The following is a 14,244-nucleotide window of genomic DNA, read 5'->3' as shown; positions in this document are numbered from 1 at the left end:
CAGAGCACAGGGAGGCATCGAATTGGTGACAATGAACGGTGACTGATTGTTGGCGTTCAGGGTCTGTTAACTAACGTGTAATGAATGTTTGGTGGAACAACCCTGCGTTCGTTGGGTACACAGATGCGGCAGGGGCGCCGTATCGAGTTCACCCGCGGTGCCTGGATTGCTGCCATCGGGTTTTTGTTTACCTTTGCCCTGATCAGCAACGCCATTGCGGTCGCTAACGACATCACCGGCCCGTTTGAGTTGCTGGCGACGGACTTTGTTGGTCGTGCACAGATCGGTGAGATCAAGATTGCGGGGTTGCTCCTAGCTCTGGTGTGCTTGCCGTCGCGCCTGCGGTTGCCGGTGATCGGTGTTGCGGCCGCGATTGAACTCCTGTGGAACGCACAGCGACTGTTTGCCGGCAACGAACTGACGGTTGGCAACGGGATCCTGTTCACGCTGGTGGGCACTGCCGCATACGCGGCGTGGCGACTGCGCGGGCCTGAGCAAGCAAGCACCCTGAAAGCCGCGGGGCTGGGACTGCTCTTGATCGTGATGGGCCGCGTTGGCGATGTGTGGTTGGTGCTGTCGAGTCGTGCGAATCCGTCCGTGCTTGATGAGTTTGTTGAAATGGCCGACCGCGCGCTCGGTAGTCCGGCGTGGGCGGTCGGATCGGTGGTCAGCGAAAGCCCGATCCTCACCGAGATTTTCAGCAAGGTTTACGTGTACCTGCCGGTCGGTGCGGCCATCATCGCGTTCTTCCAACTCCGCAATAGTGCGCGTGACGGCTTCCCCCGCCATCACATCATTCGGACCTTCTTGCTGATCGGCATGATCGGCCCACTCATCTACTTTGTGTTCCCCGTCGTCGGACCCACCTACGCCTTTGGGCATGAGTTGGCCGGTGCCGGATGGCAAGACGTGTGGCCGTTGCACTTGCCGATCATCGGGGACCCCGAATCGGCCCCGTTCGCGCAAGCGGTGGCTCGCAACTGCATGCCGAGTCTGCACACCGCATGGGCGACGTGCATCTTGATTCACGGCTGGCGCGGATCCACCGTGTCGAAGATCTTCGGCACCCTCTGGCTGGTCTGCACCACCGGGGCCACTCTCGGCTTCGGTTTCCATTACGGCATCGACATCCTCGCAGGCATCATCTTCACCCTCACCCTGGAAGCAGCACTCACCCGACCGGAACTGGGATGGTCGTGGCATCGCGCCGGAGTCATTGCCTTCGGCGCCACAGCGTTTAGTGGCGTACTCCTGTCGACCCGCTTTCTCTCAGTGGAACTAGCCGTGAGCGGTGCGGTCGGCGGCCTTGCGCTGCTCGGCGTTGTCCTCGCCGTCGCGATCGCCTTCTTGACCGTGGAACTGCATCCGGGCGATCAGCGGGCGTTCGACGGTCCGCGCCCGCCCACGGTCGGTCAGAAGACCGCGGAAGCCCTGCGCGAGGTCGTCGGATCGGCGCGCCGATGGACGGCCGATACCGTTGCGATGATCACCCCGGAGTCGAAGAAGACCGAGTCGACCAAACTTTAAGGACGCTGTCCGTGGCGAGCAGGATCAGCGCCACCCAGACGATCCCGAAGCCAATCCAGCGTTGGGTGGGTAGTTGCTCGCCAAGTAGTAGCACCGCGCACAGCAGTTGCAGAATCGGCGTGATGAATTGGATCAATCCGATGGTCACAAGAGGGATTCGACGGGCCGCTGCCGCGAACAGCAGCAGGGGAATGGCGGTGGCGACACCGGAAAAGACCAGAAGTCCGGTGTGCCCAATACCCGTGCCGAAAGTCATGCCCGCGGGAGTAAAGGCAACGATCACCAGAATGATCGCCGCTACCGGCGACAGAATCGCGGTCTCCAACGACAAGCTGTGCAGGGCGGGTAGTGCAACGCCGACTTTGTTCTTGACCAGTCCGTAGAGCGCGAACGACACCGCAAGAACCAATGCGGTGGCCGGAAACTCGCCAGCCACCACCGCCAGATAGATGGCGGCTACGGCTCCGACTGCCACCGCGGTCCACTGCAGAGGCCGGAGTCGTTCATGCACGACGACCACCCCGAGCGCTACCGTCGCCAGTGGATTCAGAAAGTAGCCGAGGGCGGCGTCGCTGGTGTTGCCGGATGTCACCGCAGCCACGTACACCACCCAGTTGGTGGCAATCAGGAAGGCCGCCGCAGTCACCCCGGCAAGGAGTCTGGGCTGACGTCGTAGCGGCAGAATCCACGACCAGTCGCGCATGAGGGTCAGGAGGACCCCGCACAGCAGCAACGTCCACAGGATGCGGTGCGCGAGAATTTCCCACGGCCCTGCTGGCACCATGGCCGCAAAGAGCAGGGGAAACAGTCCCCACACGCCGTAGGCCGTGAAGCCTGCGAGGGTTCCGCGCGCCGTCTCCGAACGAAGGGCCTCGCGGCCGGTCATGAACCGTACGGTCGAACACGCACCCCAGCTGCGGCCAGTGCTTCCCGGACGCGGCGGGCGTGGGCTACGGCGCCGGGCGTGTCGCCGTGCAGACAGACCGAATCGGCGACAACAGTGACTTCGCTGCCGTCGATCGCAATGATGCGTCCGGTCTCGACGAGGTTTACCACTCGCGCGGCCACGACCTGCGGATCGGTCAGGACGGCACCCGGATGAGTGCGGGGAACCAAGGTGCCCTCGGCGGTGTAGCTACGGTCGGCGAAGGCCTCGGTGATGACCGGTAGGTCGGCCTCCCGTGCAAGGGACTCAACGACGGATCCGGGCAGACACATCAGGGGCAGTCGCACCGCTACGGCGGCGGCGACGACTGCGGCGGCCTGCCGTTCGTTGTGGACGACGGTGTTGTACAGCGCGCCGTGGGGTTTCAGGTATCGCACTGTGCCGCCCACGGATTTAGCGAGGGTAGTCAGCGCGCCGACCTGGTACAAGATGTCGGCGGTGAGATCGGCAGGCTCGATGTCCATGGGTCGTCGCCCGAAGCCGGCGAGGTCTGGGTACGACACCTGAGCGCCGATCCGCACGTCGGCCGCGACCGCGCTGCGACACGTTTCGTGCAGGACTCGGGGAGTACCAGCGTGAAATCCGCAGGAGATGTTCGCGCTGGTAACCAGGGAAAGCATGGCGTCGTCGTCGCCGACACCTTCGCCTAAGTCAGCGTTGAGGTCGATTTCGAGTGCCACGCTTCGATGCTAGTCACACCACTGCACCGCGAGCCACACCACTGCACTGCTAGTTACCCGACTGCACTAGGGTCGGTTCATGGCAGTTATGGACACTCTCGTCGAGACCTATGACGGCGTCGTCGACGGCAAGCGAGGCCGGGGCGCGCGCCGCGGCACTATTTCGTGGCGGGGAATCCCTTTCGCTGAGCCGCCCGTCGGCAAATTCCGGTGGCGCGCGCCGCGGCCGGTCACCCCGTGGCCTGGCGTGCGTGAGTGCTACGCGTACGGTCCGGCGCCGATGCAAGAAAAGGTCTTCACCGCGCGCGGTGCGGGTTTCCAGCCGCGCAGCGAAGACTGCTTGACGCTCAACGTGTTTGCCCCGTCTACCGTCTCGGCAACGCCGCGACCGGTGATGGTGTTCAACTACGGCGGCGCGTACATCTTGGGTGGCACGTCAACGCCGATCTACGACGGTTCGTTCCTGGCCCGCGCCCGCGACGTCATCATCGTGACCGTGAACTACCGGTTTGGCCCGTTCGGGTTCCTCGATTTGAGTGACTACTCCACTGACGAGCGAGTCTTCGATTCCAACCCCGGTCTCCGGGACATGGTTGCCGGACTCGAGTGGGTCAAGCGCAACATTTCCGCTTTCGGTGGTGATCCCGAACGGATCACCGTGTTCGGTGAGAGCGCTGGCGGCTCAGCCGTCCTCACCCTGCTGTCGACGCCCGCCGCAGAAGGTCTGTTCTCCGGTGCCATCTCGCAGAGTCCGGCCCCGGACCTCGTGGTGACGAAGGAGAATGCGCAGATTTTCGCCGACGAGTATGTGCGGCTGCTCGTGGATCCGACCCGGCGCAGGGGCCCCGAACGGACCGAAGAACCGCTCGATCCCGAGTATGTGGCTCGCATTGTGGACAGCGCGAGTCCCAGCGAATTGCTGCGCATTGGAAACAAGCTTCTCGGGTTTACCCGCGGTGCTCGTCTCACCGACCCGATCCCGTTTGCGCCGGTCATTGATGGCGATTACCTGCCGCAAAACCCGCTCGACGCCGCCCGCGATGGCAACACCTTCTCGGTGCCAACAATCATCGGCAACAACAAAGACGAGGGTGAACTTTTTGCCCGATTCTGGGACATCCTGCCCGATCGCGAACAGGCCTTCGTGGAACTGGGTGCCTCGGCGGATGTCGAAGAACTCCAGAAGCTCTATCCGAGTAAGCGCCGGGCAGTCCTGATTGCGGCTGACGCCACGTTCTGGACCCCCACTATTCGATTTGCCGGCTACCACAGCGAGCACGCACCGACGTACGTGTACCGCTACGACTACGCGCCGAAGTTGCTCAACCTCAGTGGGATCGGTGCCACGCACGCAACGGAACTATTGGCCGTGTTCGGTACCTACCGCGACGCAATTGGTGCGCCCCTGGCAGCCGCCGGCAGTTGGGGCGAGACCAAACGCATCACCGCCCTCATGCAATCGCGGTGGTCGTGGTTCGCGCGCACCGGAAAGCCTGCACTTGATTGGCCTGTTTACACCCGCGAGCAGCGGAACGTGATGATCCTCGACGACCCGCCGCGCCTCGAAGTGGACCCGCACGGACCGCGTCGTGAAGCGTGGGAACGCGTGACGGTGGCCCCGCACGAATCAGTGACGGTCTCGGAATGACGCGACGGGTGGTCGGCGCAGTCATCGTCGGTATTACCGCCCTCATACTGTCGGCCTGCTCGAGTTCGGACGAAACTGCCTCGGATTCGACGTCGTCGTCCGCTCCCGTCCCGGTGACCTCACCCGTGACGCTCACGTCGTCGACGGGTCCGAATGAGGTTCTGCCGCCGCCGTACATCGCATCGGCGACGTGGGCCGATACGGCGGTCGGACCAAGTCTGCAGATTGCGCCGACCATCAACGGACGCAGGGTGCAGTCACCGACCGCGGGGACTGAAGCGTGGCGGGAAGTCCTGGCATTAGACCCGGGCGCCGACACTCCCGGGATGAAGGCTCAGTTCGACTGCCACTGGACGTTTGCCCGTCTCGTTGAACCAAATAAGCCCACCTGGAATCTGGAACCCAACCGTCCCGTCGTTACCCCCGAAGAAATGATCGCCTCGCGCTGTAACCCCGGGATGCCGGAAGAATAGGTAGACCGCCACCGTCCGCGGTTATCGGAGTGGGTGCGACTGCTCGAACGGAACCTGCTGGTACACGCAGTGGTTGAGCCAGTTGGCGTACAGCATGACACCGTAACTGCGCCAGGTGACGGCGGGTTCGCGGGACGGGTCGTCATCCGGGTAGTAGTTCTCAGGTAGCGCCGGTGACAGCCCGGCCTCGGCGTCGCGCTTGTACTCGCGGTCAAGCGTGTCGCGGTCGTATTCGGGATGTCCGGTGATGAACACTTGGCGCAGATCCGGGGTGGTCGCCAGCAGCACCCCGGCGTCGTCGCCCACGGCTAGGACCTCGACGGTGCCTGCGGACTCCAGGTCGGCAGCGTGAACGCCCGTGTGGCGCGACTGCGGGACGGTCAGCGAATCGTCGAGACCGCGCAGCAGCGCCGACTCCGGTCGCACCACCCGGTGCTCGAAAATCCCCGACAGCTTGCTCGGCAACTCGTACTTCTGCACGCCGTGATGGTGGTACAGCGCGGCTTGCGCGCCCCAACAGATGTGCAGGGTCGAGTAGACGTGCTCGCGCGTCCAGTCCAAGATCTGCACCATCTCGGGCCAGTAGTCGACGTCCTCGAACTTCAGCAGTTCGATGGGCGCACCGGTGATGATCATGCCGTCGAAGTACTGGTCCTCGACGTCGGCGAACGTGGTGTAGAAAGCTTCGAGATGCTCGGGCGGGGTGTTGCGTGAGGAGTGGCTCGCCATGTGCAGCAGGGTCACTTCCACCTGCAGGGGAGTGCTGCCCAGCACCCGCAGCAGTTGGGTCTCGGTGGCTTCCTTCGTCGGCATCAGATTCAGGATGGCAATGCGCATGGGCCGGATGTCCTGAGTGCGTGCGCGCTCGTCGGACATGACAAAGATGCCCTCGTCCTCGAGGATTGCTCGGGCGGGAAGGTCTCGCGGGATGTTGACCGGCATACCTTCAATAGTGCCAGGGACATTCGAGCCCGGCAGCGTCGGAAGGTCGCCGTGCTCCGGACTCAGTCCCGAGCCCGCATACCGAACGCACGGCACACCACGTAGATCGCGAACGAAGTTGACGTGACCATTACCGACACCGGCAGTTCCGGCGCCAAGGAGAGGATGTAGCCGCCGATTGCGGCGATCTCAGCGAACACGATCGACAAGATCAATACCGTTGTCGGGTTTGCGGTGACCCGCACCGCGGCAGCCGCGGGCGTAATCAGCAAACTCATCACCAGCAGGGCGCCGATGATCTGCACGCCCTGTGCCGCCGCCAGGCCAACCAGAATGGCGAAGATGATCGACAGTGCGCGCACCGGTACCCCCGAGGCTGCCGCGACGCGTGGATCCAAGCTGGCGAACATCAACGGGCGGTAGATAATCGCGTACACGACCACAATCACCAACGCCGTAAGCGCAACGGCGATCAGTCCGCTATGACTGACGCTGACGATCTGACCGGTCAACAGGGCAAAACCCGTGCCGACCCGGCCGTACAAACTCAGGAACAGGACGCCCAAGCCCAGGCCGAAGGCCATGACGACACCGATTACCGAATCGCGTTCGCGCGCCCGGTTGCCCAGCAACCCAAAAACCGCGGCGGCCAAGACCGCGCCGATCACGCCGCCGACATTCACGCTCACCCCAGCGAGGAGCGCCGCCGCCGCGCCGGTGAACGACAGTTCCGCCGCACCGTGCACCGCAAAACTCATCTGCCGCGCGACGATCATCGGCCCGAGTAGCCCGCCGATAAGGCCGAGAAGGGCGATCGCCACGATCGACTGCTGCACAAAGCTGCGGGACAGGAGATCGGCGGTCTGCGAAAAGTTCCAGAAGTTGCCCATGTCGGCCGCGAGCACCGTCGTCTGCGGGCCGATCACAGGTCGTCCCCGGCAATAGCGAAACCGACATCGGTGCCGAGCGCGTCACCGGGATAGGTGTGCGTCGCGCAGTGGTGGTCGTCATCGCCGCCGAGCACCACCAGTCGCCCGCCGATCCGCAATACCTCCACGGGACTGCCGTACAACTCGCTCAACGTTTGCGAATTCATCACTTCGGTCACCGACCCGATGCGGAACGAGCCGCCAGCCAAGTAGAGAACCCGATCCACGAAGGGCAACACCGGATTCAGCTCGTGCGTCACGAATAGGACCGCGGTGTTTGCCCGGCGGCGACGGGAATCAAGCAGGTCAACGACCACGCTCTGGCTGGCCAGATCGAGGCTCGACAGCGGCTCGTCGCACAGCAGGATTTCCGGATCGCGCGTCAACGCCTGAGCGATCCGCAACCGCTGTTGTTCGCCACCGGACAGCAAACCCAGCGGCCGGTCGGCGAAGGCTTCCGCGCCGACCTCGGCCACGGCGGCGTCGACCAACGCACGGCGCTGACGGATCCCGCGCAGGCCGACGCCCCAACGAGCGCCGTCGACACCGAATCCCACCAGGTCCCGGCCACGCAGCATCATGGAGTCCGAGTCCTCGGCATGCTGCTGTGGCACGTAGCCGATATTGCCGTGGGCGGTGATGGAACCGGACGACAACGCCGTCTGCCCCAAGATCGCACGCAGCAGCGAGGTCTTACCCGAACCATTCGGTCCCAGTACGGCCACAAACTCGCCGGGCGCGATGTCGAGGTCGAGGCCGCTCCACAGCGTGCGGTCGCCGAACGTGAGACCGACGTCGCGGAAACTCAATGCTGCATCGGTGGCGGTACCGTCGGTGCTCACGAGTTCAGGGCTTTCGCCAGTGCATCGATCTGCGCACGCTGCCACGTGATGTAGTCGGTGACCCCGGCGGGAAGCGACTCCGTGAACTCGACGATGGCGATCTTCGACGCCCGCGCGGTGTCCAAGACTGCTTGCGTGCTCGAATCAACGGCCTGGGTGTTGTAGATCAGTGCCTTAACCCGGTGCTGTGACAGCAGGTCATTGAACTTGGCGAGATCGGCGGCTGACGGTGACTGCCCCTGCTCGACGGCCTCCTGGAAGCCGGCCGGAGCAGCGTCGACCAGTCCGGCATCGGTAATCATCGTGGCGGCGAGGGGTTCGGTGGCGGCGATCTCGGTGCCGCCGTGGCTTTGCTTGATGGCATCGAGAGCTGCGCGCAGCGTGCCGATCTGGCCGACGAAGTCGGACGCGCGGCCCCGGTAGTAGTCGGCGTTCACCGGAGCGATGTCAGCCAACTTGTCGGCGATCTGGTTGGCTGTGTCGGCGACGGCGGCGAGGTCGTAGAAGACGTGTTCGTTTCCGCGGTCCTGGTCCGACCGCGCGTCGTAGGCGACGACCTTGGCACCCTCGGCACCTTCGGCGGCGGTCTCCATGAACGCGTCGTAGTGCTCGCCGTTCATGACGATGAGGTTGGCGTCGTGCACGCGGGCAGTATCGGCGCTCGAGGGTTCGTACTCGTGGGGATCGCCGTCCGGCGACTTGTATAGCGCGATCACCTCGGCACGATCGCCGCCGACCGCGCTCGCGACCGAAGCCCACACATCGGTCGAGGCAACGACCACCGGATGGTCAGTAGCTTGCGGACCGCTGCTGTCGGCTCCGCAGGCGGTTGCGGTCGCTACGGCGAGAAGGGTGGCCACTGCCAGGGTGATGCGCCGCGCGATGCCGGGTCGTGTCATGTGGGAAATCCACCTTCTCTAGATAATGAAAATCGTTACCGAGAGAGTGTATTACCGGGAAGTAGATCTTGTCGAAGCAATGCCTAGCTGTGCATATGTCGCATTGTCGCGATCGGTGCCAGACGCGGCGCACCCAATTCGTCGTCGATTATCTACTCTGGTGGTATGACCGTCGGCCACGCCCCGAGACGCATTGCGTTGATCTCGGTGCACACTTCACCACTGGCACAGCCCGGCACGGGTGACGCAGGTGGCATGAACGTTTACGTCTGGCAGACCGCGACCCGCCTGGCCCGCCGCGGCATCGAAGTCGAGATCTTTACCCGGGCGACGTCGTCGAGCGACAAACCGGTGGTCGAGGCTGCCCCCGGAGTGACCGTCCGCAATGTGGTCGCCGGACCATTCGACGGCCTCGACAAGCGTGACCTCCCCGGTCAACTCTGCGCATTCTCGGCCAACGTGCTGCGTGCCGAGGCCGCGCAGAAGCCCGGCTATTACGAACTCATCCATTCGCACTATTGGCTGTCCGGCCAGGTTGGTTGGCTGGCGCGCGACCGCTGGGGTGTTCCGTTGGTGCACACCGCCCACACGCTGGCCGCAGTGAAGAACGCCTCCCTCGCCGAAGGCGACCCGGCCGAGCCCATGGTGCGCGTTGTCGGCGAACAGCAAGTCGTCGACGAAGCCGACCGTCTCATCGCCAACACGCAGACCGAAGTCGCCGAACTTGTCGACATGTACGGGGCCGACCCGTCGCGGATCGACGTTGTGGTGCCGGGTGCCGACCTCGATCAATACTCGCCGGGCGACCGTGCCGAGTCCCGCGCTCGCCTGGGGTTGGCCGCCGACGATGTGCTCGTGACTTTCGTTGGCCGCATCCAGCCACTCAAGGCCCCCGATGTGCTCGTCTCGGCGATGGCCCCGCTACTTCGCGCTGACTCCACCGGGCGCCTCCGCGTGCTGGTGGTCGGAGGGCCATCGGGCAGTGGTCTCGCGCAACCAACCGCCCTGATCGACCTGGTCAACGAATTGAGACTGGCCGACCGCGTCGACTTCCTGCCGCCGCAGGCTCCGGACCAACTGGTCCACGTTTATCGGGCGTCCGACGTAGTTGCCGTGCCGAGCTACTCGGAGAGCTTTGGGCTCGTCGCCATCGAGGCGCAGGCCTGCGGTGTACCGGTGATCGCTGCCAACGTTGGCGGACTCTCCGTGGCGGTAGACGACGGCAGATCCGGTGTCCTCGTCGACGGACACGACATCGAAATCTGGACACCCAAACTTGCCGAACTAATCAACAACCCGGCACGTCGGGCACAAATGGGCCGAGCGGCCGCAGCCCACGCCCAACAGTTTTCGTGGGAGCACACCACCGACGCGCTACTGGAAAGCTACGCGCGCGCCGGTGCTGCCCTGGGCGCCACGCGACCGCTGGACCAGACGCGGTTCGGCTCCCAACACTGGCGCAACCGAGCGAGGATTTTGGCGTGAACGAAAAACAGAACCCGGCCGAAACAATTGCCGCGTTGGTCGCGGTCCTCGACGAAACGGGAATCCCGTACGCGAGGAAGGATTCCGGCGGGGCCAAATCCGAGCACTTCGTCATCGAGTTGCCGGGCGAGAAGAAGCTCAAAACCACGGTCTTGCTGACCGCAGGCGCACACGGCGTCCGCGTCGAAGCCTTTGTATGCCGCCGAGCCGACGAGAATCTCGAAGGTGTTTACAAGTACCTGCTGAAGCGTAACCGGCGGCTGTACGGCGTTGCGTACACCCTCGACAACATCGGCGACATTTACCTCGTCGGTCGAATCTCGGTGGACGCATTGACGCGCGATGAAGTCGACCGCATCCTCGGTCAAGTACTGGAGGCTGCCGATGGCGACTTCAATCAGATCCTTGAGATTGGCTTCCTGACCTCCATCAAACGTGAATGGGCGTGGCGCAAGGCGCGCGGTGAGTCGATGCGAAATCTCGAGGCCTTCGCCCACCTCATCGACGAGTCTGAACTCCCCGAAATTGCCCCGCTCGATGATCCCGATGCGCTGCCCGTGTGGTCGGTTGGAGACGCCCCGTCGTAATCGAGCACGTCGGGTTACGCGGTGGTTGCCGGAGTTGGTGAGCGATATGGGAAACTGGCCGTTATGAGCAACGGCACCCTGATTCTGATGCGTCACGGCGAGAGCGAGTGGAACGCTTCCAACCAGTTCACCGGATGGGTCGATGTGGCCCTCACCGACAAGGGCCGCGCTGAAGCGGTTCACGCTGGCGAACTCCTCGTTGAACACAACCTGCTCCCCGACGTGCTCTACACGTCGCTGCTGCGTCGCGCCATCATCACCGCGCAGATCGCGCTCGACACCGCCAACCGCCACTGGATTCCGGTAGTCCGCGACTGGCGTCTCAATGAACGTCACTACGGTGCCCTGCAGGGGCTGAACAAGGCCGAAACCAAGGCCAAGTACGGGGACGAGCAGTTCATGCTGTGGCGCCGCAGCTACGACACCCCGCCGCCGGCCATCGAAGCTGACGCCGAGTACAGCCAGGTCGGTGACCCCCGCTACACGGGCATCGAAGTTCCCCTGACCGAGTGCCTCGAAGACGTCGTCAAACGCCTCATCCCGTACTACACCGAGTCCATCGAAGCCGACCTGCGCGCCGGTAAGACCGTCCTCGTCGCAGCGCACGGCAACTCGCTGCGGGCCCTCGTCAAGCACCTCGACGGCATCTCCGATGCCGACATCTCCGAGCTCAACATTCCGACCGGCAACCCGCTGCGCTACGACCTAGACGACAACCTCCGTCCGGTCACCAAGGGCGGCGTCTACCTGGATCCGGAAGCGGCGGCCGCAGGCGCGGCAGCCGTTGCCGCACAGGGCAATAAGTAGCTCTGCCACGCGTGGCGCACCCATGTGGCCTGCGCTACATTAGAAGCTATGGCTGACGGTACTCTTCAGATAACTCACATCGCTTCCCGCGAGCGCTATCGCGCCGATGTTTTGGAAGCGGACGCGCCGCTCGAAGTCGGCTATGTGGACTACACGCAAGATGGCGATCGTCTCGCCCTGACGCACACCGTGGTCTACGACCGCTTCGGTGGCCGCGGCTACGCGGGCGAACTGGTCAAGCATGTCCTCGACGACATTCGCGCCAACGGCCAAACAGTCGTGCCGGTCTGCTCGTACGTTCAGAGTTACGTCAAGAAACATCCCGAGTACAACGACATCGTCGCGTCCTAAAGCCTCTTGAGATGAACCGAGTAAACCCCCGGCACCCCGGGGGTTTACTTGTCTGCAACCCAGGCGAACGTGCCGTGAACACGCTTCGAATACTGAGCCCACAGGCTGCGAACAACGGCCGGTTCAACGTAAGCTTCGGGGGTATCCGGGTTACCGGAACGGTCAGAAGCTGTTCATGTCAGTTGAGCGAAGCAGGGAGACGTGCGGGGCGAGGAGCCGATGGGTGCGGCCGGAGCCGGTGCTGCCGACACGCCACTTGAAGATCTGGTGATCGTCGATCATCAGCGTTTCCGCCCCGATCTACTCGGGCTGATCGTCGCGCACACCGCGACCGGGATTGTCGTCGTCGACGAATACCACCAGGTCATTCTCTACAACAAGCGCGCCGCAGAGCTTGGCATGCTGCGTGACCAACTCGCCGACGGCGTCGCAGAGGTTGTCACCGAGGTCTTCCTGACCGGCATCGACCGACACTTCGACTTTGTTCCGCCGCACTCGTCACTGGGTTTCCTGTCGACGGGCCGCACCATGCCCCGCCAGGTCGAGAATGTTCGTTGCATTGCGCAGTTGGCAACGTTCGACGGCGTTGGGTACGCCCTGGTGTTCGGAGACGACGACTCCACCAACCAGCGGGTGGAGGCCACCCGGCGCGACTTCGCCGCGAACGTCTCCCACGAGCTGAAGACCCCGCTCGGTGCCATCAGTCTGATGACCGAGGCGATGCTCGAATCGCGCGACGATCCGGAAGCTGTGGAGCACTTCGGTCGCCGCGTCTTGAAGGAAGCGACCCGGATGGGGTCGCTGGTCAACGAGTTGATTGGTCTTTCGCGGCTGCAGGAAGGTCGTATCCCGGACTTCACGCAGGTCGACGTCGATGCGCTCGTCGACGACGCGGTTGCGGCGGCGGGGGTTTCCGCCGAGGTCGCGGAGATCGATCTGGTGACCGACGGCCACAGCGGCCTTTTCATCCAGGGCGACCGCACGCTGCTGTTGACGGCATTGTCGAACCTGTTGATCAACGCCATTAACCATTCGCCCGCCGGCGAGGTGGTCTCAGTTAGCCGCAAGGCAGTCACCCTCGACGACGAGGAGATGGTGATGATCGCCATCACCGACCGCGGGATCGGAATTGCCCCGGCGGACCAGCAGCGGGTGTTTGAACGGTTTTTCCGAGTCGACAAGGCGCGCTCTCGCGCGACCGGCGGTACCGGCCTCGGTCTTGCTATCGCCAAGCACGTCGCGGCCAGCCATGGCGGACACATTGGTTTGTGGTCACGGCCCGGCACCGGATCGACCTTTAGCCTGTACATCCCCATCGACCCGACGTCACCGCCCGGTGGACCGTCGACGAACACAGAGGAACTGACGAGTTGACGCACGTACTGATCGTTGAAGACGAAGAATCGCTAGCCGACCCGCTGGCTTTCTTGCTCCGCAAGGAAGGCTTCGAGGCGAGCATCGTCAACGACGGCGCGCTGGCGGTTTCGACCTTTGAGCGGGTCAACCCGGACATCGTCTTGCTGGATTTGATGCTGCCCGGCGTGTCGGGTACCGAGATTTGCAAGCAGATTCGAGTGCGCTCGGCCGTCCCGGTGATTATGGTGACCGCTCGTGACAGCGAGATCGACAAGGTTGTCGGACTGGAATTGGGCGCCGACGACTACGTGACGAAGCCGTATTCGGCTCGCGAGTTGATCGCCCGTATTCGCGCCGTGCTGCGCCGCGGCGGTGTGGTGGCCGACGACGAAGATGCGGCGATCGGCGTCGTCGAGGTGGGCCCGGTCCGCATGGACGTGCAGCGACACACCGTTGCCGTCGCCGGTAATGAGGTCACGTTGCCGCTGAAAGAGTTCGACCTTCTCGAGTACTTGCTGCGCAATTCCGGCCGCGTCTTGACGCGCAGCCAATTGATCGACCGCGTGTGGGGTGCCGACTACGTCGGCGACACTAAAACCCTCGACGTCCACGTCAAGCGACTGCGGTCGAAGGTCGAACCCGACCCCTCCCAGCCCCGCCACCTCATCACCGTCCGCGGCCTCGGCTACAAGTTCGAGGCATAGCGCTCGCTCCGCTCCCGCTGTTCTCGCATGATGCGTCGATTCCCGCACTACGTCTGACATAGTGCGGG

General features: G+C 63.7%; 15 protein-coding genes. 9 read left to right on the top strand and 6 right to left on the bottom strand.

The window, feature by feature from the left end; genetic code table 11:
- Positions 1–84: 84 nt before the first annotated feature.
- On the top strand, positions 85–1,527 hold the full coding sequence (locus WBA38_RS11465) for a phosphatase PAP2 family protein (RefSeq protein WP_424322734.1): 1,443 nt from the start codon (positions 85–87) through the stop codon (positions 1,525–1,527).
- Here the strand turns inward: WBA38_RS11465 and rarD are convergent.
- Positions 1,487–2,413 carry an EamA family transporter RarD gene (rarD, locus tag WBA38_RS11460; protein WP_424322733.1) on the bottom strand — a complete coding sequence of 309 codons (927 nt, stop codon included), beginning with the start codon at positions 2,411–2,413 and terminating at the stop codon, positions 1,487–1,489. The genes WBA38_RS11465 and rarD overlap by 41 nt on opposite strands.
- Positions 2,410–3,153: a LamB/YcsF family protein gene (locus WBA38_RS11455; protein ID WP_424322732.1), complete on the bottom strand. Its 744-nt coding sequence runs from the start codon at positions 3,151–3,153 to the stop codon at positions 2,410–2,412. The genes rarD and WBA38_RS11455 overlap by 4 nt, the downstream gene beginning before the upstream one ends.
- A 79-nt stretch (positions 3,154–3,232) precedes the next feature.
- Between WBA38_RS11455 and WBA38_RS11450 the strand changes: the two genes are divergently transcribed.
- Together WBA38_RS11450 and WBA38_RS11445 are read left to right on the top strand one after the other, a co-directional pair.
- Positions 3,233–4,801 carry a carboxylesterase/lipase family protein gene (locus WBA38_RS11450; RefSeq protein WP_424293310.1) on the top strand — a complete coding sequence of 523 codons (1,569 nt, stop codon included), beginning with the start codon at positions 3,233–3,235 and terminating at the stop codon, positions 4,799–4,801.
- Positions 4,798–5,274, top strand: a complete 477-nt coding sequence (locus WBA38_RS11445; protein WP_424322731.1) for a DUF2599 domain-containing protein — start codon at positions 4,798–4,800, stop codon at positions 5,272–5,274. Before WBA38_RS11450 ends, WBA38_RS11445 begins: the two co-directional genes overlap by 4 nt.
- 21 nt (positions 5,275–5,295) lie before the next feature.
- Here the strand turns inward: WBA38_RS11445 and WBA38_RS11440 are convergent, their stop codons facing one another.
- The 4 genes from WBA38_RS11440 to WBA38_RS11425 form a co-directional block, all read right to left on the bottom strand.
- On the bottom strand, positions 5,296–6,216 hold the full coding sequence (locus WBA38_RS11440; protein WP_424322730.1) for a homoserine O-succinyltransferase: 921 nt from the start codon (positions 6,214–6,216) through the stop codon (positions 5,296–5,298).
- A gap of 62 nt (positions 6,217–6,278) precedes the next feature.
- The gene (locus tag WBA38_RS11435; protein ID WP_424322738.1) at positions 6,279–7,106 is read right to left on the bottom strand and encodes a metal ABC transporter permease; all 828 of its coding nucleotides are present in this window, start codon (positions 7,104–7,106) and stop codon (positions 6,279–6,281) included.
- Positions 7,107–7,138: 32 nt separating this feature from the next.
- A complete protein-coding gene (locus WBA38_RS11430) occupies positions 7,139–7,987 on the bottom strand; it encodes a metal ABC transporter ATP-binding protein (RefSeq protein WP_424322729.1) in 849 nt (282 codons plus the stop codon).
- Positions 7,984–8,886, bottom strand: coding sequence for a metal ABC transporter solute-binding protein, Zn/Mn family (locus WBA38_RS11425; protein WP_424293893.1), 903 nt, complete (start codon positions 8,884–8,886; stop codon positions 7,984–7,986). Before WBA38_RS11425 ends, WBA38_RS11430 begins: the two co-directional genes overlap by 4 nt.
- Before the next feature lie 165 nt (positions 8,887–9,051).
- Between WBA38_RS11425 and mshA the strand changes: the two genes are divergently transcribed.
- The 6 genes from mshA (at position 9,052) to WBA38_RS11395 (ending at position 14,176) form a co-directional block, all read left to right on the top strand.
- On the top strand, positions 9,052–10,371 hold the full coding sequence (gene mshA, locus WBA38_RS11420) for a D-inositol-3-phosphate glycosyltransferase (protein ID WP_424293894.1): 1,320 nt from the start codon (positions 9,052–9,054) through the stop codon (positions 10,369–10,371).
- Positions 10,368–10,958: a YbjN domain-containing protein gene (locus tag WBA38_RS11415; protein ID WP_424293895.1), complete on the top strand. Its 591-nt coding sequence runs from the start codon at positions 10,368–10,370 to the stop codon at positions 10,956–10,958. The genes mshA and WBA38_RS11415 overlap by 4 nt, the downstream gene beginning before the upstream one ends.
- Before the next feature lie 63 nt (positions 10,959–11,021).
- The gene (locus WBA38_RS11410) at positions 11,022–11,765 is read left to right on the top strand and encodes a phosphoglyceromutase (RefSeq protein WP_424293896.1); all 744 of its coding nucleotides are present in this window, start codon (positions 11,022–11,024) and stop codon (positions 11,763–11,765) included.
- Positions 11,766–11,813: 48 nt separating this feature from the next.
- Positions 11,814–12,116 (top strand): GNAT family N-acetyltransferase, encoded by a 303-nt coding sequence (locus WBA38_RS11405; RefSeq protein WP_424293897.1) that lies wholly within the window; start codon positions 11,814–11,816, stop codon positions 12,114–12,116.
- Between the two features lie 219 nt (positions 12,117–12,335).
- Positions 12,336–13,490, top strand: a complete 1,155-nt coding sequence (locus WBA38_RS11400) for a sensor histidine kinase (RefSeq protein WP_424293898.1) — start codon at positions 12,336–12,338, stop codon at positions 13,488–13,490.
- Positions 13,487–14,176: a winged helix-turn-helix domain-containing protein gene (locus WBA38_RS11395; protein ID WP_424322728.1), complete on the top strand. Its 690-nt coding sequence runs from the start codon at positions 13,487–13,489 to the stop codon at positions 14,174–14,176. Before WBA38_RS11400 ends, WBA38_RS11395 begins: the two co-directional genes overlap by 4 nt.
- Positions 14,177–14,244: the final 68 nt, after the last annotated feature.

The sequence above is a fragment of the Gordonia sp. (in: high G+C Gram-positive bacteria) genome (assembly GCF_049647785.1).
Lineage (GTDB): Bacteria > Actinomycetota > Actinomycetes > Mycobacteriales > Mycobacteriaceae > Gordonia.
This window is presented reverse-complemented; position numbering and strand designations above follow the sequence as displayed.

What these genes read in the sequence shown, in the direction of transcription:
- WBA38_RS11435 (WP_424322738.1), bottom strand. Translation starts at nt 7,106, where the DNA reads ATGGGCAACTTCTGGAACTTTTCGCAGACCGCCGATCTCCTGTCCCGC.
- WBA38_RS11425 (WP_424293893.1), bottom strand. Translation starts at nt 8,886, where the DNA reads ATGACACGACCCGGCATCGCGCGGCGCATCACCCTGGCAGTGGCCACC.
- WBA38_RS11445 (WP_424322731.1), top strand. Translation starts at nt 4,798, where the DNA reads ATGACGCGACGGGTGGTCGGCGCAGTCATCGTCGGTATTACCGCCCTC.
- WBA38_RS11400 (WP_424293898.1), top strand. Translation starts at nt 12,336, where the DNA reads ATGGGTGCGGCCGGAGCCGGTGCTGCCGACACGCCACTTGAAGATCTG.
- WBA38_RS11450 (WP_424293310.1), top strand. Translation starts at nt 3,233, where the DNA reads ATGGCAGTTATGGACACTCTCGTCGAGACCTATGACGGCGTCGTCGAC.
- WBA38_RS11410 (WP_424293896.1), top strand. Translation starts at nt 11,022, where the DNA reads ATGAGCAACGGCACCCTGATTCTGATGCGTCACGGCGAGAGCGAGTGG.
- WBA38_RS11440 (WP_424322730.1), bottom strand. Translation starts at nt 6,216, where the DNA reads ATGCCGGTCAACATCCCGCGAGACCTTCCCGCCCGAGCAATCCTCGAG.
- mshA (WP_424293894.1), top strand. Translation starts at nt 9,052, where the DNA reads ATGACCGTCGGCCACGCCCCGAGACGCATTGCGTTGATCTCGGTGCAC.
- WBA38_RS11405 (WP_424293897.1), top strand. Translation starts at nt 11,814, where the DNA reads ATGGCTGACGGTACTCTTCAGATAACTCACATCGCTTCCCGCGAGCGC.
- WBA38_RS11465 (WP_424322734.1), top strand. Translation starts at nt 85, where the DNA reads ATGTTTGGTGGAACAACCCTGCGTTCGTTGGGTACACAGATGCGGCAG.
- rarD (WP_424322733.1), bottom strand. Translation starts at nt 2,413, where the DNA reads ATGACCGGCCGCGAGGCCCTTCGTTCGGAGACGGCGCGCGGAACCCTC.